At 70.5% G+C, this 17903-nt stretch carries 18 protein-coding genes; 5 read left to right on the top strand and 13 right to left on the bottom strand.

Annotation, left to right across the window (positions count from 1 at the left end; translation table 11 throughout):
- Positions 1–134: 134 nt before the first annotated feature.
- The 9 genes from ACWEOO_RS41495 to priA all read right to left on the bottom strand — a co-directional run bounded on the left by ACWEOO_RS41495 (position 135) and on the right by priA (position 9871).
- The gene (locus ACWEOO_RS41495; protein ID WP_452147750.1) at positions 135–527 is read right to left on the bottom strand and encodes a MarR family winged helix-turn-helix transcriptional regulator; all 393 of its coding nucleotides are present in this window, start codon (positions 525–527) and stop codon (positions 135–137) included.
- Between the two features lie 474 nt (positions 528–1001).
- A complete protein-coding gene (locus ACWEOO_RS41500) occupies positions 1002–1670 on the bottom strand; it encodes a MarR family winged helix-turn-helix transcriptional regulator (protein ID WP_452147751.1) in 669 nt (222 codons plus the stop codon).
- Positions 1671–1672: 2 nt separating this feature from the next.
- Entirely contained in the window at positions 1673–2434 is a 762-nt protein-coding gene (hisF, locus tag ACWEOO_RS41505; protein ID WP_452147752.1) for an imidazole glycerol phosphate synthase subunit HisF, read from the bottom strand.
- Between the two features lie 46 nt (positions 2435–2480).
- Complete coding sequence (locus ACWEOO_RS41510) at positions 2481–3071, bottom strand: hypothetical protein (RefSeq protein WP_452147753.1); 591 nt, start codon at positions 3069–3071, stop codon at positions 2481–2483.
- The gene (locus ACWEOO_RS41515) at positions 3068–4000 is read right to left on the bottom strand and encodes a lysophospholipid acyltransferase family protein (protein WP_359933705.1); all 933 of its coding nucleotides are present in this window, start codon (positions 3998–4000) and stop codon (positions 3068–3070) included. Before ACWEOO_RS41515 ends, ACWEOO_RS41510 begins: the two co-directional genes overlap by 4 nt.
- On the bottom strand, positions 4000–5580 hold the full coding sequence (locus ACWEOO_RS41520) for a lactate racemase domain-containing protein (protein ID WP_452147754.1): 1581 nt from the start codon (positions 5578–5580) through the stop codon (positions 4000–4002). Before ACWEOO_RS41520 ends, ACWEOO_RS41515 begins: the two co-directional genes overlap by 1 nt.
- A 33-nt stretch (positions 5581–5613) precedes the next feature.
- Entirely contained in the window at positions 5614–6810 is a 1197-nt protein-coding gene (locus tag ACWEOO_RS41525; protein ID WP_452147764.1) for a zinc-dependent alcohol dehydrogenase, read from the bottom strand.
- Positions 6810–9101 (bottom strand): HAD-IB family hydrolase, encoded by a 2292-nt coding sequence (locus tag ACWEOO_RS41530; RefSeq protein ID WP_452147755.1) that lies wholly within the window; start codon positions 9099–9101, stop codon positions 6810–6812. The genes ACWEOO_RS41525 and ACWEOO_RS41530 overlap by 1 nt, the downstream gene beginning before the upstream one ends.
- Positions 9098–9871 (bottom strand): bifunctional 1-(5-phosphoribosyl)-5-((5-phosphoribosylamino)methylideneamino)imidazole-4-carboxamide isomerase/phosphoribosylanthranilate isomerase PriA, encoded by a 774-nt coding sequence (gene priA, locus ACWEOO_RS41535; protein WP_452147756.1) that lies wholly within the window; start codon positions 9869–9871, stop codon positions 9098–9100. The genes ACWEOO_RS41530 and priA overlap by 4 nt, the downstream gene beginning before the upstream one ends.
- Positions 9872–9992: 121 nt before the next feature.
- On the opposite strand from priA, the gene ACWEOO_RS41540 reads away from it, so the two are divergent.
- Positions 9993–11117 carry a cytochrome P450 gene (locus ACWEOO_RS41540; protein ID WP_452147757.1) on the top strand — a complete coding sequence of 375 codons (1125 nt, stop codon included), beginning with the start codon at positions 9993–9995 and terminating at the stop codon, positions 11115–11117.
- Here the strand turns inward: ACWEOO_RS41540 and ACWEOO_RS41545 are convergent.
- Together ACWEOO_RS41545 and ACWEOO_RS41550 are read right to left on the bottom strand one after the other, a co-directional pair.
- Positions 11101–11859, bottom strand: coding sequence for a class I SAM-dependent methyltransferase (locus ACWEOO_RS41545; RefSeq protein WP_452147758.1), 759 nt, complete (start codon positions 11857–11859; stop codon positions 11101–11103). The genes ACWEOO_RS41540 and ACWEOO_RS41545 overlap by 17 nt on opposite strands.
- 9 nt (positions 11860–11868) lie before the next feature.
- Positions 11869–12384: a hypothetical protein gene (locus ACWEOO_RS41550; RefSeq protein WP_359933693.1), complete on the bottom strand. Its 516-nt coding sequence runs from the start codon at positions 12382–12384 to the stop codon at positions 11869–11871.
- Positions 12385–12483: 99 nt separating this feature from the next.
- Between ACWEOO_RS41550 and ACWEOO_RS41555 the strand changes: the two genes are divergently transcribed.
- Positions 12484–12996: a GAF domain-containing protein gene (locus tag ACWEOO_RS41555; protein ID WP_452147759.1), complete on the top strand. Its 513-nt coding sequence runs from the start codon at positions 12484–12486 to the stop codon at positions 12994–12996.
- On the opposite strand, the gene ACWEOO_RS41560 is transcribed toward ACWEOO_RS41555, so the two are convergent.
- Positions 12975–13751 (bottom strand): sulfite exporter TauE/SafE family protein, encoded by a 777-nt coding sequence (locus ACWEOO_RS41560; RefSeq protein ID WP_359933689.1) that lies wholly within the window; start codon positions 13749–13751, stop codon positions 12975–12977. The two genes, ACWEOO_RS41555 and ACWEOO_RS41560, sit on opposite strands and share 22 nt — an antisense overlap.
- Positions 13752–13859: 108 nt before the next feature.
- Between ACWEOO_RS41560 and ACWEOO_RS41565 the strand changes: the two genes are divergently transcribed.
- The 3 genes from ACWEOO_RS41565 to ACWEOO_RS41575 are packed head-to-tail and all read left to right on the top strand — an operon-like array spanning position 13860 to position 16294.
- Complete coding sequence (locus ACWEOO_RS41565) at positions 13860–14660, top strand: GNAT family N-acetyltransferase (RefSeq protein ID WP_452147760.1); 801 nt, start codon at positions 13860–13862, stop codon at positions 14658–14660.
- 24 nt (positions 14661–14684) lie between these two features.
- Positions 14685–15074, top strand: a complete 390-nt coding sequence (locus tag ACWEOO_RS41570) for a YciI family protein (RefSeq protein WP_452147761.1) — start codon at positions 14685–14687, stop codon at positions 15072–15074.
- Positions 15071–16294, top strand: coding sequence for an RNA polymerase sigma factor (locus tag ACWEOO_RS41575; RefSeq protein WP_452147762.1), 1224 nt, complete (start codon positions 15071–15073; stop codon positions 16292–16294). Before ACWEOO_RS41570 ends, ACWEOO_RS41575 begins: the two co-directional genes overlap by 4 nt.
- Here the strand turns inward: ACWEOO_RS41575 and ACWEOO_RS41580 are convergent.
- Positions 16258–17652, bottom strand: a complete 1395-nt coding sequence (locus tag ACWEOO_RS41580; protein ID WP_452147763.1) for an FAD-binding oxidoreductase — start codon at positions 17650–17652, stop codon at positions 16258–16260. The genes ACWEOO_RS41575 and ACWEOO_RS41580 overlap by 37 nt on opposite strands.
- Between the last annotated feature and the right edge of the window lie 251 nt (positions 17653–17903).

Raw genomic sequence — 17903 nt, forward strand, 5'->3', positions numbered from 1 at the left:
GTGGACAGGTGGTGCCGTCGCGAGCGTCGTCCCGCGGAGTGCTGGGCAAGGCGGAGGAGGGAGATGGGACGGAGTCCCTTCGACCGACGACAACGCCGCCCAGTGCCCGCGGGGCGGCGCGCAGCAGGCACCACCTATCCACGTGACCTCTGAGCCTCGGTGATCGCGACCGCGACCCGCTGCATGGTGGCAGCGGCCGCGACCAGCGCGTCGTCGTCGAGGTCCGCCAAGGCGGTTCTCAGTTGCCGGGTGTAGGAGGAGTAGAGCGCTTCGAGCTGGGCCTTGCCGTGGGGCGACAGGCTGACCAGCCCGACCCGCGCATCGGCGGGATCCGGCCGACGGCTCACCAGTCCGTCGGCCTCCAGCGCGGTCAGTTGCCGGCTCACCACCGACGCGTCGACACCGAGCTTCCCTGCGATCTCCCCGCCGCGCTGCTCACCGTCCTTCATCAGCACCTTGAGCACACTCGCGTCCGACCGGCGCAGACCGCCGTCGTTCGCCAGGTGCCGATGCTCGATACATCGCACGGCCCGCACCAGAGAACTGACCCCTTCGAGCAGTTCCTGAGCCGCCGCATCCCGCTCTACCCCCGGGACAAGGGGTTGCTGAGCTAGTTGCATAACCCAACTATATACCCGATTGGTTGGTTTCCACAACCATATGCACACCCTGTGGACAACGCGATCGCACCCAGTGACGCTGGCCCACCCCCATGCGCTCAACGCTGGCTACGCCACCGCCAGGCCGGGGAGGATTTCACCCCCGAATCGGCTGGCAATCCTCCCCAGCTCGCCCGTCTGCGCGGGCCCGCAAGCAGGCTCAGGCTGCTGGCGAGTCCGGGCCATGTGCGGGGTACAGCTCGACAGGAGGTGTCCGCCGGCCGGGTAGTGCACCTGAGCGTGATTGGGGCCCGCGCGTACAGCGTCTCGCGGTGCACTACCTGTCGAGCTGTCCGTCTGCGCCGGGCGCAACTACGCGCGCGGGGTGCGCGCGAGGGGTGGTTAGCCGAGGTCGGTGTTGAGGCGGGTTAGGAGGCGGCCGAGGTCGGCTAGGTCGGTGGGGTTCCAGCGGTCGAGGATGGCGCGGAACTCGGTTTGGCGTTGGGTGCGCATGGCTTCGTAGCGTTCGGCGCCGGTGGCGGTGAGGCGGAGCAGGCGGGCGCGGCCGTCGTCCGGGTCGCCGACGCGTTCGATCAGGCCGAGGCTCTCGAGTTGGGTGATGCCGCGGCTGACCGTCGATTTGTCGAGACCGAGGACCTGCGCGACGTCGGACGCGCGGACGCCGGCTCCGCTGCCGGTGCCGAGCTCGATCTGCGAGATCAGGGCGTACCCGGCGGCGTCCATCTCGGGGTGCACGCGGCGCGCCAGCCGGAGCGACGCGGAGCGCGACCGGCGGAACAACGCGGACAACTCCAGCTCGATCGCAGCAACCAACACCTCCGACCGCTCCCCTTCCACCTCCTCCTCCCCTGGCATCTGCTCATCAGCCGCCTTCTTGCCCAGTACCTTCGCGCTCGCCACCTGTACCCCAGACGCGTTCTCGTCCGGCGCCGGCCCGCCCAACGCGTTCTTGCCGGACACCTGCCCGGCCGGCGCCTGCTCGGGCGGTGTCTGCTCGGGCGGTGTCTGCTTGGCTGGTGTTTGGTGGGGGTTTGGGTGGTTGGTTTGCATGGTCAGCGGACCACGATTCCGGCGTCGCGGAGGGCCAACTTGACGTCGGCGATGCGGAAGTCGCCGAAGTGGAAGACGCTGGCGGCGAGGACGGCGTCGGCGCCGGCCTGGACTGCTGGGGGGAAGTGGTCCGGGGCGCCGGCTCCGCCGCTGGCGATCAGTGGGACGTCGACGACCGCGCGGACTGCCTTGATCAGCTCCAGGTCGAAGCCCTGTTTCGTGCCGTCGGCGTCCATGGAGTTGAGCAGGATCTCGCCGGCGCCCAGTTCGCAGCCGCGCTGCGCCCACTCGATCGCGTCCAGGCCGGCCGACTTCCGGCCGCCGTGCGTGGTGACCTCGAAGCCGCTCGGCTGGTCGGCGGAGCGCCGTACGTCGAGGGACAGGACGAGGACCTGGTTGCCGAAGCGGTGTGCGATCTCGCGGATCACGTCGGGTCGCGCGATCGCGCCGGTGTTGATGCCGACCTTGTCCGCGCCGGCCCGCAGCAGCCGGTCCACGTCGGTCGCCTCGCGCACGCCGCCGCCGACGGTCAGCGGGATGAACACCTGCTCGGCAGTGCGCCGGACCACGTCGTACGTCGTCTCGCGCGATCCCGACGACGCGGTGATGTCGAGGAAGGTGAGCTCGTCGGCGCCCTCCGCGTCGTACACCTGCGCCATCTCGACCGGATCCCCGGCGTCGCGCAGATCGGCGAAGTTGACGCCCTTGACCACCCGGCCGGCGTCGACGTCGAGACAGGGAATGACCCGCACAGCAAGACTCACGCGGCCAAGCGTACCGAGCCGCATGTCTCGGTCAGGTGAAGCTGTCTCAGAGCAGCAGGGTGCGGACGATCGGCCAGGCGATCAGTACGCCGACGCCGGCGGCTGCCAGCAGCGTCAGGAAGTGCAAGGGATTGCGCTTGTACGCCGGATCGACGCCGATCTCACGCACCAGCTCCAGGCCGCCCACGACCGGGCGGTGGTCCACCGGGAGACCGATCGCGGCCGTCACGGTGTGCAGATCCGCGTCGGTCCAGAGCCAGCGGCTCACGCCGATACGGGAGCCGTCGGCCGCGAGGATCGCCAGCAGCCCGATCGGCAGGGAGCGTTTGACGCGGCCGATCCACAGCACCCGGACCACCTGGGCGCGCGGCAGCACCTTGGGCGGCGCCCACGCGGTGGATCGGTAGGCGACCGCGTCCGGGCCGACCCAGATCCGGGCGCCGCGAATGGCGAACCAGAACAGCAAGGTCAGCACGCAGACCAGGACGACGAACAGAACAACGGCAGCCGCCCAGCTCAACGCCCAGGTCGCGAGCGACGCGCACAGCACGGCCGGCAGGACCAGGTAGCAGGCCGCGAGGATCCAGAACGGTCGTCCGGCCGCGCCGAAGCGCGGCCGGACCTCGACAGTCGTCACTTCCAGGCGCGCCGGCGGTTGTCGGTCGACCTCATCGGCCGGGTGGACTCCCAGACGCGGCGCCAGTGCGCGGCGTCAGGGCCCGTCTGCGACGGGGAGGCGCCGATGGCGGCGCGGCGGCGGGACTCGTACCAGGTGGTCGATTCCTCGTCGAGGAGGGCCGACACCGCGGCGGCGATCCGGGGCGCGAAGTCGCGGGCGCTCTCGCCCTCGAGCGGACGCAGCGGGTCGCCGTACCGGACGTGGACCGCCGGGCGGCCGGGGACCGGCCAGCCGCGGCCGCGCGGCATCGCGGCGAACGAGCCCTTGATGCCGACCGGGATGATCGGTACGTCGTGCTCCACAGCCAGGTACGCCGCGCCCATCCGGAACCGCTGCACCCAGCCGTCCGGCGAGCGGGTGCCCTCCGGGAACACGACGACGTTCCAGCCGTCGGCGAGCAGGTCGCCGGGCGTGGCGCTCATCTTGCCGCCACGGCGCTCGATCGGGAACGTGTTGAACACGATCGCCGACCCGGCGGCCCGCCACCAGGTGTCGAAGAAGTAGTCGGCGGCGGCCGCGAACGCCGTCCGGCGGCGCATCGCGTCGGGCAGCGACAGCAGCAGCAACGGGGTGTCGAGGTGCGAGGAGTGGTTCGCGACGATGATCGCCGGGCCGTCGAGCTTGAGCAGCGAGTCGAGGCCGCTCACCTGCGGGCTGACCTCGAAGTTCAGGACCGCGTTCAGCGGGCCCTTCTGGATCAGGTCGCGGACCGCGATCGCGGTCCGCGTCCGGGCCCACTTGGTCGGGAAGACCGAGGTCTCCTTGGGGATCACGTACGGCTCGGCCGAGCGCGGCACCTGCGGCCGCCGGCCCCACCGCCATCCGCGCGCGACCTGCTTCACGTCCCGCGCGGTGTCCCGGCTGAACTTCACCAGGCTGGTACCCATCAGCGCACGTCCGCGAGCAGGTGCGGCGGGTTGTGCAGGTACGTGATCGACGGCGACCGGCCGACCGAGTGGCTGACCATCTCGAGCGCGTCCTGCAGCGTCGACGCGGACCGGAAGCCCATCCGCTCGACGGTCTTGCGGTTCGCGCCGACCCAGACGATGTCGCCGCAGTGGTCCAGGGCGTGCGAGATCCAGTACCACATGTAGAACGGGTGCACGCCGTGGTACGCGTACGACGTCCGGTACAGGTGGATGTACCACGGGTCCTCGGCGTACTGCTTCTCGAACTTCGCCTCGATCGTCGCCGGGTCGGTGCTCTCGGCAAGCACTTCCTCGAAGAAGTCGACGTACGACGGGTGGTGCAACTGGCTGAACTCGTAGTCGACCGGGTGGTACAGGATGACCGCGCCGTCCTTGCGGACGACCGGGTTGCCGCGGTATGAGTTGAAGTAGTACCCGAGGCCCATGCAGGCGGCCAGGATCGGGTTCATCACCGAGTTCACGTTGTACGGGCCGACGAACGGCACGCCCATGATCGCGACGTCGGACTGGCCCTGCACCTCGACCAGGTGCTGGCGGTGCACGGCCTCGATGGTCTTCTCGTGCACCGGCTCGATCGCGCCGGCGTTGATCCCGGTGAGGCCGTAGTTCGAGCGGACGTCGGTGAAGATCTTGTGCCGGAGCTTCGACGGCGCGGCCGCGAGCGCGCGCTTGGTGCCGAGCATCGAGGCCTGGTCCTTGATCGACCACTCCCACTCGCGCTTCTGCAGGAATTCCAGCGGGCCGCCGAAGATGTCGTTGTTCAGCGTGGTCTCGATCTGGAACACCTTGACGTGCTGCGTCAGGATCTCACCCATCCGCCAGGCGGAGTGGTGCATCTTCGACGCCTTGTGGTCCATGAACGACCGCGAGTGGATCATCGTGCGGCTGTTGTGGTGGTGCTTCAGCGACTTGTACGACGCCAGGCCGATCGACGTGGACTTGTGCCCGCCGTCCATCGCCACCAGGTTCACGTTCACGTAGACGAGCAGGTCGGACTCGGCCGCCCGCTTGGAGATCTCCACGTCCTCGCCGTGCCGGGTCTGCCCCAGGTGGGTGAGGTTGTCGCGGTCCTCGGCGTCGAAGTTGTACAGCTTGCCGTCGGGGAAGAACGAGCGGAACACCCGCTCGCCGACGATCTCGCGCAGCTCGTTCGGCGTCAGCCGGCGGTGCAGCGCGTTCGCCGAGATCAGCTCGACGTCGTCGACACCGGCCTGCGCGGCGAGCTCCAGCACGGCCTCGATGACCCGTTGCCGGATGTCCGGCTTCTTCATCGGGGGCAGCGGCAGCGAGATGTCGTCGAACGCGATCGTCAGCCGCATGCCCGGACGCAGCAGCTCCGGCAGCGGCTCGGACGCGATCGGGTTCAGCAGCGCGTTCTGGATCGCTTCGTCGACGTCGCGGACCGCGGGCAGGGCCTCCGGCGGGTACACCACCCGGGTGCCCTGCGGGAAGCGCTCCAGCAGGAAGCCCTCACCGTTGTGCACGAGCAGTGGCGGCGTGCGGTCGTCCACCTCAAGCACGAAACCTGGCCGAGACATGTCAGAACCTCTCTCGTCGTACGTTCAGCGCCCTCATGAGGCCCTCACATCGAATGCGACCTTGACTGTTCCCAGTCGGCCGGCGGAGTGCGCGTGGTCCAGCGCCTCACGCCAGCGGTAGAGCGGATAGCGGGCCCCGACGATCCCGTCCAGCGGGGCGCGACCGGCCAGGTCCAGCGCGGTCTCGAACGCCGGGCGGCCGTTCGGTTCCTCCCGCGCGGAGGCGTAGGTGCCGGTGACCTCGAGCTCGCGGAACCACACCGGCGACAGGTCGGCGCCGCTGTCCGGCATCCCGGACAGCACGACCCGGCCGCCGGCCTTGGTGACCCGCAGGACGGTGTCGATCGAGGCCTTGCTGCCGACCGCGTCGACGGCGACGTCGACACCGCCGAGCAGGAACTCGCCGCCGCTGAAGTCCTGCTTCAGCCGGAACGCGCCGGTCGAGCGCCGTACGCCGCGGAACACCTCGTCCGGCGCCACGACGTCGCTGGCGCCGAACGCACGCGCCAGCTCCCGCTGCCGCGCGTGCTTGGCGACGACGGTGATCCGTCCGGCCTGGGTCAGCTCGCGCAGGGCGAGCGTCGCGAACAGCCCGACCGCGCCGGCGCCGCTGACCAGCACCGACTGGCCCGGCTGGACCTTGGCGCGCAGTGCGGCGTGCACCGCGCCCGCCAGCGGCTCGACCAGGACGGCGCGCTCGTCGGACATCTCGTCCGGTACGGCGTACAGCTGGCTGCGGTGCGCGACCATCACGTTGCCCCAGCCACCGCCGGTGTCGCGGCAGAACCCGGTCTGCAGGCCCGGCGCCACGTGGCCGACCGTGATCCGGTCGCACCGGTTGGTGTTGCCGGACACGCAGCCCTCGCACGGCTCGACGCCGCGCGCCGCGCAGGTGAGGACGCTGTCCATCACGACGCGCGTGCCCTTCGGCAGGTCCTCGCAGTCGTCGAGCAGCTCGCCGACCACCTCATGACCGGGGACGAACGGCATCGACACGACCGCGGAGAAGTACAGCTTGGTGGCGCCGGTGACCATGCCGAGGTCCGAGCCGCAGATCCCGGACAGGATCGGGCGGATCCGCGCCCAGCCCGCCCGCTCGGCCTTCGGCTCGTCGATGGTGACGAGGCGCAGCGGCGCGGCCGGTCCGGTCAGGATGCCGGGGATCCGGCCGCCGACCGCCTTGGCCGCCAGGTACTTCGCCGGCGACCGGTACATCTCGAGAGCCAGCATCATCGGGCGTTCACCCCAGGGAGCTCCAGACGGGACGACGTGGGCGAGGTCTTCCAGTCGACGATCTGCCAGCGCGCGGCCCGGGCGGCCCGGAACAGCGACACGTCCGGCGACACGGCGACCGGGTTGCCGACCACCGACAGCATCGGCAGGTCCGAGTGGCTGTCGGCGTAGGCGTACGACTTGGACAGGTCGATGTTGGTCTGCCGCGCGTGGTGCTTGATCCACGCGGCGCGGGACTCACCGACCAGCGGCGGGCCGGACAGGAAGCCGGTGCAGCGGCCGCGGTCGTCGACGGCCAGCTCCGCGGCGACGATCTCGTCGAACAACGGCTCCAGCGGCCGGGTCAGCGGCCGGACGGCGCCGGTGATCAGGATCGTCTTGTGCCCGGCGGCGCGGTGCTCGCGGATCCGGCGGACGGCGGCGCCGCTGAGCCGCTCGAGCACGTGCTCGGCGAGGATCTCGTCGACGATCTGGTTCAGCTCCTCCAGATCCGCACCGGCGTACCGGCGGTAGATCGTGCGCAGGAACGTGCCGCGGTCCTTGCGCTCGGCGGCGATCAGCTTGGGCAGCTTGCGCAGCATCGCGCCGATCTCGCCGGCGCGCTGCGGGCCGTCGAGCTCGGGCAGCCGCATCCACAGGTAGGTCTCGATCACGTTCGAGGACAGCAGCGTGCCGTCCATGTCGAACGCGGCGATGACCTTGGACTCCTGGTTCGGCTCGACCTTCTTCAGCACGCCCGCGGACTCGGCGAGCGCCTTGTTCCGCTTCTTGCGGACGACGTCCAGCCGGCGCATCGACTCGGTGACGCTCGGGCAGTGCAGTTCCTGCAGGTAGTACTGCCAGTCGACAACCGCGGTGTCGCAGGCGAACTTCTCCTTGTCGTCGCCTTCGAGCGCGTTGTGCAGCGCGAGCACGTTGTCGTCGATGAACTGCAGCTCGGCCTGCGCGTACTCCGAGTACAGGTCCATGTAGCGGCGCAGGAAGTCGAGGCGGCGCTTCTGGACGTCGAGCTCGCGGGCGTACTTGCGGGTGCGCTCACCGCGCGGCACCCGGGTGATGACCGCGTCGGCGATCTTGTGCGCGCGTTCGCCGTACCGCAGCATGCTCTCGACCGAGTCGCCGCCGGGGAACTTCCACACCGGCAGCCGGACCGCGCCGCGCTCGCCGAGGTCGAACGGGTGCTTGGAGAAGTACTCCCGGACGCCGGCGTACAGCTGCTCGAAGGTCAGCGGGTTCCGGGCGCCGGAGCCGATGTGGTAGTACTCCGGCTTGCTCAGCTCGGGCTCGGTCGCCATCACCGCGCAGATCGCGCCGACCACGTGGTCGACCGGGATGATCTCGATCACCGAGTCCGGCGAGGCCGGGAACTCGGGCAGCTCGCCGCGGCCGTAGGCGAGGATCAGCGGCTCGGCCATCTTGAAGCCCTCGATCCAGCCCGGGTGCGGGCTCTGCACCGCGGACTCGATGATGGCCGGCCGGACGATCGACGTCGGCAGCGTGCTCGCGAACTCCTCCACCACGCGCTCGCCGAGCGCCTTGGTGAACGTGTAGCAGTCGGTCCAGCCGAGGCTGCGGGCGCGCTCGGTGCCGGTCTCGACGAGCCGCTTCGCGACCCACTCGGTCCGGCGGCGCTCGGTGTCGGCCGCGGCCGTCAGGTGACCGGCGCGGCGGTGCAGCTTCTCGGCCTCCTTGCGGAACTTCGCCAGCATCGGCGCGGACCGGGACTGCTCCTCGACCCGGGCCTTCATCGCCATCCCGGCCTCGGCCTCGGTCCGCCAGTCGACGAAGTGGTCGACCGGGGCCTCCGGGATCGCGCCGCGCCGACGGCCGGCCGTGTACGCCGTCGAGATGTGCACGTAGTGCACAGGGCGGCCGGTCTCGACGATCCGCTCCAGCAGGCTCTTGGTGCCGAGCACGTTGGTCGTGAACGCCTCGTGGATCGGCGGGTCGAAGCTCACGTCACCGGCGCAGTGCACGACGATGTCGAGGTCCTTGGGCAGCTCGGGCACGTCGGCCAGGTCGCCGTCGATCACGTGGATCCGGGCCGCGGACAGCGCCTCGGCGTCGGCGTACGGCGTGCCCTCGCCGTAGAACGGCTTGAAGATGTCCTTCCGGAGCAGCTGCGCCATCCGGTCGCCGCCGGTCATCGAGCCCTTCGGCCGGATGATCGCGGCGATCGTGGTGCCGGGGAGCTCGCCGATGATCCGGTGCAGCAGCGCCTCACCGACGAAGCCGGTGACTCCGGTGACCAGGACCTTCTTGTCCTTGAGCTTGTCGGCCAGACTCACTTGTCGCCTCCACGCGTGAGCTCGAGTGCCTCGGTCAGGGTGAACGCGCCGGCGTACAGCGCCTTGCCGACGATGACGCCCTCGACGCCGTCCTTCACCAGCGTGCTGAGAGCCTCGAGATCGTCGAGGCTGGAGACGCCGCCGGACGCGATGATCGGCTTGTCGGTGCGCGCGCACAGGTCGCGGTACAGGTCAAGGTTCGGGCCTTGGAGCATGCCGTCCTTGGTGACGTCGGTGACCACGTAGCGCTCGCAGCCGGCCGCTTCCAGCCGGGCAAGCACCTCGTACAGGTCGCCGCCCTCCTTGGTCCAGCCGCGGGCTGCCAGGGTGCGGCCGCGGACGTCCAGGCCGATCGCGACCCGGTCGCCGTACTGCTGGATGATCCGGTCGCACCACTCCGGGTCCTCGAGCGCGGCGGTGCCGATGTTCACCCGGCGCGCACCGGTCGCGAGCGCGGCTTCGAGCGACTCGTCGTCGCGGATGCCGCCGGACAGCTCGACCTGTACGTCGAGCTTGCCGGTCACGTCGGCGAGCAGCTCCCGGTTGCTGCCGCGGCCGAACGCCGCGTCCAGGTCGACCAGGTGGATCCACTCCGCCCCGGCCTCCTGCCACGCCATCGCCGCCGCCAGCGGATCGCCGTACGACGTCTCGCTGCCGGCCTCGCCCTGCACCAGCCGGACCGCCTGCCCGTCCGCCACATCGACGGCAGGCAGGAGCACCAGGTTCCCTGACCGGGGCGGTGGGGCGGGGGAAGAATCCAACACTGACATGGGCCACACCCTAGAGGGCGAGAGTTCCGGATTCGTAACCCGGAGGGCTCCTGAGTCGTTTGAAATCGATCTGTCTCAGCGATACCAGTTACATCAATGGTATTACGCCTAGGCTAGCCGGGTGGCGACTGTCGAAGAGCTCGAAACCGACCCGCATCCGGCGCTCGCGCGGATCCGGCCGATCGGGTGGATCGAGTCCATGAACGCGTGGTTCGTCACCGGCCGGTCGCTCGCGGTGCAGGTGCTGCGCGACCCGGAGACGTTCACGGTCGACGACCCACGGTTCTCGACCGCCCAGGTCGTAGGACCGTCGATGCTGTCGCTGGACGGCCGCCGCCACAAGTCCCACCGCGACCCGTTCGAGTCCCCCTTCGGGTTGGCGGAAACCCGCCGTCGCTTCACCGGGCCGGTGCAGCAGGCGGTCGACGAGCTGATGACGGCTCTCCAGGACGGGGCGCGGCGGCGCGCCGACCTTCGGACGACTCTTGCGGGGCCGTTGTCGGTTGGGGTGGTGGCGCTCTCGCTCGGGCTGCCGCCGGCGTCGGCGTCGACCGTGCTCGACTGGTACACGGCGATCTCGTCGTCGGTGTCCGGGATCTCGGCCGGGCGTCCGGCCACCGCGGACGGCGCTGCGGCGTTCGCCGAGCTACACAAGCATGTTGCCTCCGGCATCGACTCCTCGGACTCGCTGCTCGCCGCTGCGGCGCACGCCGGGCTGGGCATCGACGAGGTGGTCGCGAACGCCGCGGTGCTGATGTTCGGCGGCATCGAGACCACCGAGGGCATGATCACCAACGCCCTGTGGCATCTGCTCACGCACCGCGACCAACTCGACCTGGTCCTCGCGGACCCGTCGCTGCTCCCCAACGCGATGGAGGAGTCGCTGCGCCTGGAACCCGCGGCCGCCGTCGTCGACCGCTACGCCACCCGCGACGTCGACCTCGCCGGCGCCACGATCCGCCGCGGCGACATGGTCACGGTGTCGCTGGCAGGAGCCGGCCGTGACCCTGAGATGTTCGAGGCACCCGACGAGTTCGACGTACGCCGGCCGAACGCGCGCCGCCACCTGGCCTTCGCCAGCGGGCCGCACATCTGCCTCGGCATGCACCTCACCCGCCTGGAAACCCTGACCGCGGTCGAGGCCGTACTGCGCCTTCCCGGCCTTCGCCTGGCGCCGGACTCACCCGCGCCGCGGGGTCTCGTGTTCCGCAAACCGTCGGCGCTGCTCGTCACCTGGGACGGGTGAGGACGAGCATCGTCGCGTCGTAGCGTGGCATCTGGCGGTCCGGGTCCCGCTCCGCATCCTCGGCGAACCTGGCGAATCCGGCGTCGACCTCGTCCGCGGGCAGATGCTCGAACGTCGACAGGGCCCGCAGACTCAGCCGCTCGTAGCGCTCCCGCAACGTCCTGTGCGTCTCGCCCTGGAGCCGTACGACGTCGTCGGCCGGCACCAGCCCGGCCTCGACCGCGAGCGCCTTCGTGTCGGCCAGCGACCTGTACATCGCGGCGTCGACCGCCCGCGCGGACGGGAAGTACTCGTACCAGAACAGGTCCGGCATCAGGTCCGTGAACTGGGTGCGCAGCAACGCCGCTCCCCCGGGCCGCAGCACCCGACGGACCTCACGCAGCCCCTGCAGCTGATCCGTGAAGTGATGGAACGACAAGAACATCAACACCATGTCGACCGATGCCTCAGGCAACGGAATGTCCTCGGCGCTGCCCTTCAGGTAGGTCGCGCCCGGATGCGGCGCCTGCTCGGCCGCCTCGCGCATCCGGTCCGACGGCTCCACGCCGTACACGTGCCCCTGGAACTCCTCTGCCAGCCCCGGGGTCAGCCGGCCGACCCCACTGCCGAGATCGAGGACGTCCAGCGGCCGCACCTGCGGCACGTGCTGGGCGAAGGCCCCGGTCCAGCGCCGAATCTCGGCCGGCGGCATCGCACGGCCCGCGGCGTACACGCTGCCCAAACGACCGTTGTAGTCGACCATGAGGCGACCCTAGCGCCAGTCCTGGTGCCATTGTTTCGCGACAGTGCTGGTCTGCTTGCGTACCGCGTCCGCCGCGGCGCCGGCCGGCCAGAACTGCAGTAGGTACCGATCCACGACGGGCTCGCCGTCCCCGACCACGTTGACCTGATTGCCCTCGTCCATCCCGATGGCGCTGTAGCGCACGCGGTAACTCCGGGTCGGCAGGCGGAACTCCGCGGACGTGGAGCCGTCCAGCCCGTGCACCAGGATGTCCGGCGCCGCGGGCAGGAACGACACCTCGACGATGTCCTCCCAGGCGTCGTCCAGCGCAGGTTCTTGCTCGGAGTGCTCGATCCGCAGCGCTACGTACCCAGTGTGCAGGCCGGTCGCGAGCAGCAGCCGCCCAGGCTCGGCGGCGCCGCAGATGCCGTTGGCCTGGCCCCGCCGCGAGTCGTCGAAGTCCGGCCAGTCCGTGTCCCCACTCATCAGATAGATCTGGCCGAAGCTCAGATTCATCTTCCCCTCGAACAGCACTTCCGTGTCCATGGCGCGACACTAGGTGGCGCCTGGGTCCCGATGGCCGGTACGCGGTCTCAATTGCCGGTTTTGACATCGGCTGGGGCCGGCCGGGTGCACAATGGCGGAATGGCGGAGGGATTGGCAGCGCTGGAGGTGACAGCGAGCCTCGACGGGATCGGTGAGATCGTCCGCAAGGAGGCGCGCCGCCGCACGAGCGCGCAGGGGGCGACCTTCGTCCTGCGCGATGCCGACCGCTGCTTCTACGCCGACGAGGACGCGATCGCGCCGCTGTGGAAGGGACAGCGCTTCCCGATCACCTCCTGTATCAGCGGCTGGGCGATGCTGCACGACGAGACCGCGGTGGTCCCGGACATCTCCGTCGACAGCAGGATCCCGATCGAGGCCTATCTGCCGACGTTCGTCCGCAGCCTGCTGATGGTCCCGGTCGGCTCACCGACGCCGGTCGCCGCCATCGGCGCGTACTGGTCCCGCCGCTACCGGGCCACTCCGGACGAGATCGCGTCCCTCCAGGACCTGGCCGCCCAGACCGCGGACGCCATCCGCCGGGTCGGCCTCGACGACGCGCCCTGGGCCCCCACCTTCAGCCGGCACTCGGGTCAGGCGAAGAACACGTCGTAGGCCAGGCGCAGGATCAGGGCCGAGACGACGACCAGGAAGACCACCCGGACGAACCGGCTGCCGCGCGCGACCGCGGTCCGGGCGCCGAGCAGACCGCCGCACATGTTGGCTGCCCCCATGATCAGACCGAGCCTCCACAGCGGTGCGCCGCTCAGGGCGAACACGGCGATCGCGCCCAGGTTCGTGGCCACGTTGGCGATCTTCGCCTTCGCACTGGCCTGCAGGAAGTTGTATCCGAGCAGGCCGACCAGCGCGAAGATCAGGAACGAGCCGGTGCCCGGTCCGACCGCACCGTCGTAGAAGCCGATCAGCACGCCGACACCGCCGGCCGCGAGGTAGTGGTCGCGGCCGTCGAACCGCAACGCGGTGCGGGCGCCGAGCGACGGCTTCATCGCGGTGTAGATCGCGACCAGCACGAGCAGCACCAGGACGATCGGCTTGAACCACGACATCGGGATCCTGGTCGCCACCAGCGCGCCGGCCGCAGCGCCGAGCCCGGCGAGGATCGCCAGCGGCAGCACGGTCCTCCGGTCCGGGCGCACCTTGACGCCGAACGTGACCGCGCTGGTCGTCGTACCGCACAGCGACGAGATCTTGTTGGTCGACAGGATCTGCGCCGGGGACGCGTTCGGCAGCCCGAGCAGCATCGCGGGCAACTGCAGCAGCCCGCCGCCCCCGACCACCGCGTCGATCCAGCCGGCCGCGAAGGCCGCGATCACCAGGAACACCAACGTCAGCAACGACACATCAGGCACAGCAGTACGTCCTCACGGCGTCGATGATCGGGTAAGGGCGTAGTACCGTTCAACCCTTACACCGGCGAGTGAGAGACAAACCACGTCCGTGATGCGACATTGGTGCGCATGGCGTCCTCGATCCTGCCGCCGGACGGCGAAACCCTCGCCACCGGCTGGGAGCCGGGCCTCGTACCGGCCGACTCACTGATGCGGCAGGCCGTGCTGGCGCACGCGTCCTGGGCCGTCGACGCCGCCCGGAGGGCCGGCAAACCGTGGTACGACGGCGACACCTGGGCCGGCGCGATCCTCGGCGACCGGAGCGCGCTGACGAACTGGGTGGTGCCGAAGCAGCCGGTCGATCCGGCCGGGATCGTCGCAGAGGCCGCCCGGGAGCTTCCCGGCGGGGCGCCGTACCTGTTCGTCAGCGCCTGGCCGACCGGCGACCTCCGCGCGTCCGGCCTGGACCTGGCTGGGCATCCGCCGTTGATGCTCCGGCTGCCGCAGACCACGACCGCTCCCCCGACGACCGACCTCGACGTACGGCGGGTGACGGACGCAGCTGGTCTGGCCGACGCCGAGCGGATACTCGTCGAGGGATACCCGCTGCCTGAACTCCAGCCGTTCCGGGCCGGAGCGATCTACGCACCGTCGTTCCTCGACGGGTCGGCGGTCTGGGTGGGGTACGACGGCGACGTACCGCTGGCGACCGCGACGGCGCACAGTGCCGCCGGGGTCACCGTCGTCGAGAACGTCGCGGTGATGCCGGCCGCGCGCGGGCGTGGTGCGGGCGCGGCCGTCACGTGGGCGGCGACCACGGGGTACGCCGATCAACCCGCCTGCCTCATCGCGTCCGACGACGGGCAGCCGGTTTACCAACGCCTCGGGTACCTGCGCGTCGTGCGCTGGACCGTCTGGGTTCGGTCCTGACACCTCGTCCGGGACAATGGCGGGGTGAAGTTTCTACTGCTGGTTCACAACAACCTCGAGGCACTCGAGGGACTGACCGAAGACCAGTTGACCGAGCTGGCCGGTGGACGGGAGCAGGTCGCCACGCTCACGCGCGAGCTGCTGAAGAGCGGCGAACTGGTGTCCGTGCTCGCACTCAACGAGCCGGCCGAGACCAAGGACGTTCAACTGGTCGCCGGTACGCCGGTGATCTCGGACCGCCCATTGCTGGAGACGAAGGAGTTCCTGGCCGGCGCATTGGTGGTGAACTGCGCCTCGCAGGACCGGGCTTTGGAGCTCGCGGCGATGATTCCGCTGGCGCAGTTCCGGCGCGTCGAGCTCCGTGAGATCCGGATGGACCAGGACGACTTCCTCGTGGAGCTCGATCAGCTGTGAGGACGTCGGCGCCCGAGCTGGAGGCGGCGATCCGCGCCGCGGCCCCGCGGGCGCTGGCGACGCTGGTCCGGCGGTACGGCGTGTTCGACCAGTGCGAGGACGCGGTGCAGGAGGGGCTGCTCGAAGCGTTCGTGCAATGGCGCGCGAACGGCGTACCGGAGCAGCCCGTCGGCTGGCTGATCAGCGTCGCGACCCGGCGGATGATGGACGGCTGGCGACGGGACAACGCGCGCAGACAGCGCGAGCTCAACGACTTCCTCCGGGCCGCGGATCCTGACCCGGACGACTACCACGAGGACTCCGACGACACCGTGCGGTTGCTCGTGCTGTGCTGTCATCCGGCGCTGACCCCGGCCTCGCAGATCGCGCTCACGCTGCGCTCGGTCGGCGGTCTCACGACGGCCGAGGTGGCAGCCGCACTGCTGGTCAGCGAGACGACGGTGGCGCAGCGGATCAGCCGGGCCAAGAAGACGATCGCGGGCGCCCGCTTCGAGCTCCCGACCCCCGACGAGTACGACGAGCGGCTCCGCGCCGTACTGCAGGTTCTCTACCTGATCTTCAACGAAGGCCACACGGCCAGCGCCGGCGACTCGTTGCAACGCGTGGATCTCGCCGAGGAAGCGCTCCGGATCACACGCCTGCTGCAGCAGGCCGTCGGCGGTACAGGCGAGGTAACCGGCCTGCTGGCGCTGATGATCCTCACGCATGCGCGCCGCGACGCGCGGACCGGGCCCGGCGGCGACCTCGTCCCGGCCGACCGCCAGGACCGCTCCCGGTGGTACGCCGACGAGATCGCCGAAGGCACGCGGCTCGTCGAGGAGACGCTGCGCACCGGCGCCGTCGGCCCGTACCAGCTGGAGGCCGCGATCGCGGCGGTGCACAGCGAGGCCGACTCGGTCGAGACGACCGACTGGGAACAGATCGCCGGCCTCTACCGCGTCCTCGAGAAGGTCGACCCGAGCCCGATGGTGCGGCTCGGGTCAGCCGTGGCGGTCGCGATGACCGAAGGCCCGGACGCCGGCATCGCGATCGTCGAAGAGCTGGCCGCCGACCGGTACCTCGGCGACCACCACCGCCGGCTGTCCGTCCTCGCCCATCTGCACGAGCTCGCCGGCCGCCCGGACCTGGCCCGCTCCAACTACCTCGCGGCGCTGGAGCGGACCCGGAACACGGCCGAACAGAACTATCTGCGCGACCGCATCGCCCACCTCATCAGGTGACGGCGGCCGCCGCTCCACTCGGGGCGCGGCGGGACGCTCAGTTCGCTGCGGAACACGTGGCCCGGATCCACCGACTGCTTGAGCGCGGCGAGCCGGGCGCGGTGGTCCTGCGGGTAGCAGAGGTCGAGGTCGGCGTCCGTCGGGTTCGACAGGAAGTTCAGGTAGGCGCCCTGAGGCTCCAGCGTCGTCCACAGCGCGTCGAACTCCTCGGGCTGCGAGCCCTGCTGCTCGGGCGATCCGACCACGACCGAGTTCACCAGGAACCGGGCGTCGCGGTGCGCGAACGCCGTCGCGTCCGCCGGCATCGCGGCGAAGGCGCCGCCCAGCGCCCGGATCTCGATCGCCATTCCCGGGATGCGCCCGCGGGCCTCGAGCAGCCGCTCCCCCAGCTCGGCCGGCACCGTCTCGAAGAAGCCGTTGCGGATCCGGGGCCGCCAGTCCGTGGGCATCTCCATGGCGGTGAACACGTCGGCGTACGGCACCTCGGCCACCTTGTCGGTGAGCAACGAGCCGAGGTTGCGCAGCGGCTCCAGGATCGCGTCGCGCGCGGCGGGCTCACCGGCCACGCACACCATGATCGCGACCGGCACCTGCCCGTCGGCCATCATCGTCGGCGCCAGCTGCAGCGTGGCCGTCAGGTCCTCGGGCGCGGTCGTCATGCAGTCCGCCCAGCCCTGGAGGACCTGCGCCGCCTGCGTCCACGGGTACAGCAGCGCACCGAAGTGCACCGTGGGCTGCGGTGTGGCGGTGATGTCGTACGAGGTGACGACGCCGAGGCTGCCCGCCGCGCCGCGCACTCCCCAGAACAGCTCCGGTTCGCTCGCGGCGTCCACTCGGCGGACCGAGCCGTCGGCGGTGACCACCTCCGCGGCGACCACGTTGTCGATCGCCAGCCCGTGCTTGCGGACCATCCAGCCGATGCCGCCGCCGGCCATCAGCCCGCCGACCCCGACGCCGGCCGTGTCGCCGGACGAGATCGCCAGCCCGGCCTTGCCGAGCCGCTCGGCCACCCTGCCCCACGTGCCGCCGGTGCCGATCCGTACGACGTTGTCCGGTAGCAGCCGGACCTCGTCCATCGGCCGGACGTCGATCACGACACCGCCGTCGTTGGTGCCGAACCCGGCCGCGTGGTGCCCGCCGCTGCGGACCGCGATCGGCAGGTCGTTCGTCTCGGCGTACTTCAGCGCCGCGACCACATCACCCGCCCCGGTGCAGCGCACGATCACCCGCGGCCGCCCCTGGGCCATCACCACGCGCCCGGCGTCCGCGTATCCCGCGTCCCCATCCACGAGCACCTCGCCCAGGACCGCCGCACGCAGCTCGCCGAGCCCGCCCTGGGCCACTACAGATTCCGTCATCGTCAACTCCTGACTCCCGGACGCCCCCTCAGGCGCCACACCCCGGGATCGGAGCCGACCGGCGTTCCTCGACATCCCCGGCCGAGAATCTTTCGTCCGTTTGAGGGGTTAACCACGCAGCTTGCCCCTTCACCCCTCGCATGCGGGTGGGGGAAGGGGCATCGCTGGTGGTTAACCACTCAAGTGGCCAGGGGTCGCGCCGGGCGGCAGACAGGCCGGGCCAGCCACGGACCGGGACCGGTCGGCCGCGC

The organism is Kribbella sp. NPDC004138 (assembly GCF_053603655.1).

Excerpts from the sequence above, each read along its gene's own strand:
- ACWEOO_RS41500 (WP_452147751.1), bottom strand. The coding sequence starts at position 1,670 with ATGCAAACCAACCACCCAAACCCCCACCAAACACCAGCCAAGCAGACA.
- ACWEOO_RS41515 (WP_359933705.1), bottom strand. The coding sequence starts at position 4,000 with ATGGGTACCAGCCTGGTGAAGTTCAGCCGGGACACCGCGCGGGACGTG.
- ACWEOO_RS41520 (WP_452147754.1), bottom strand. The coding sequence starts at position 5,580 with ATGTCTCGGCCAGGTTTCGTGCTTGAGGTGGACGACCGCACGCCGCCA.
- ACWEOO_RS41525 (WP_452147764.1), bottom strand. The coding sequence starts at position 6,810 with ATGCTGGCTCTCGAGATGTACCGGTCGCCGGCGAAGTACCTGGCGGCC.
- priA (WP_452147756.1), bottom strand. The coding sequence starts at position 9,871 with ATGTCAGTGTTGGATTCTTCCCCCGCCCCACCGCCCCGGTCAGGGAAC.
- ACWEOO_RS41545 (WP_452147758.1), bottom strand. The coding sequence starts at position 11,859 with ATGGTCGACTACAACGGTCGTTTGGGCAGCGTGTACGCCGCGGGCCGT.
- ACWEOO_RS41550 (WP_359933693.1), bottom strand. The coding sequence starts at position 12,384 with ATGGACACGGAAGTGCTGTTCGAGGGGAAGATGAATCTGAGCTTCGGC.
- ACWEOO_RS41555 (WP_452147759.1), top strand. The coding sequence starts at position 12,484 with ATGGCGGAGGGATTGGCAGCGCTGGAGGTGACAGCGAGCCTCGACGGG.
- ACWEOO_RS41565 (WP_452147760.1), top strand. The coding sequence starts at position 13,860 with ATGGCGTCCTCGATCCTGCCGCCGGACGGCGAAACCCTCGCCACCGGC.
- ACWEOO_RS41580 (WP_452147763.1), bottom strand. The coding sequence starts at position 17,652 with ATGACGGAATCTGTAGTGGCCCAGGGCGGGCTCGGCGAGCTGCGTGCG.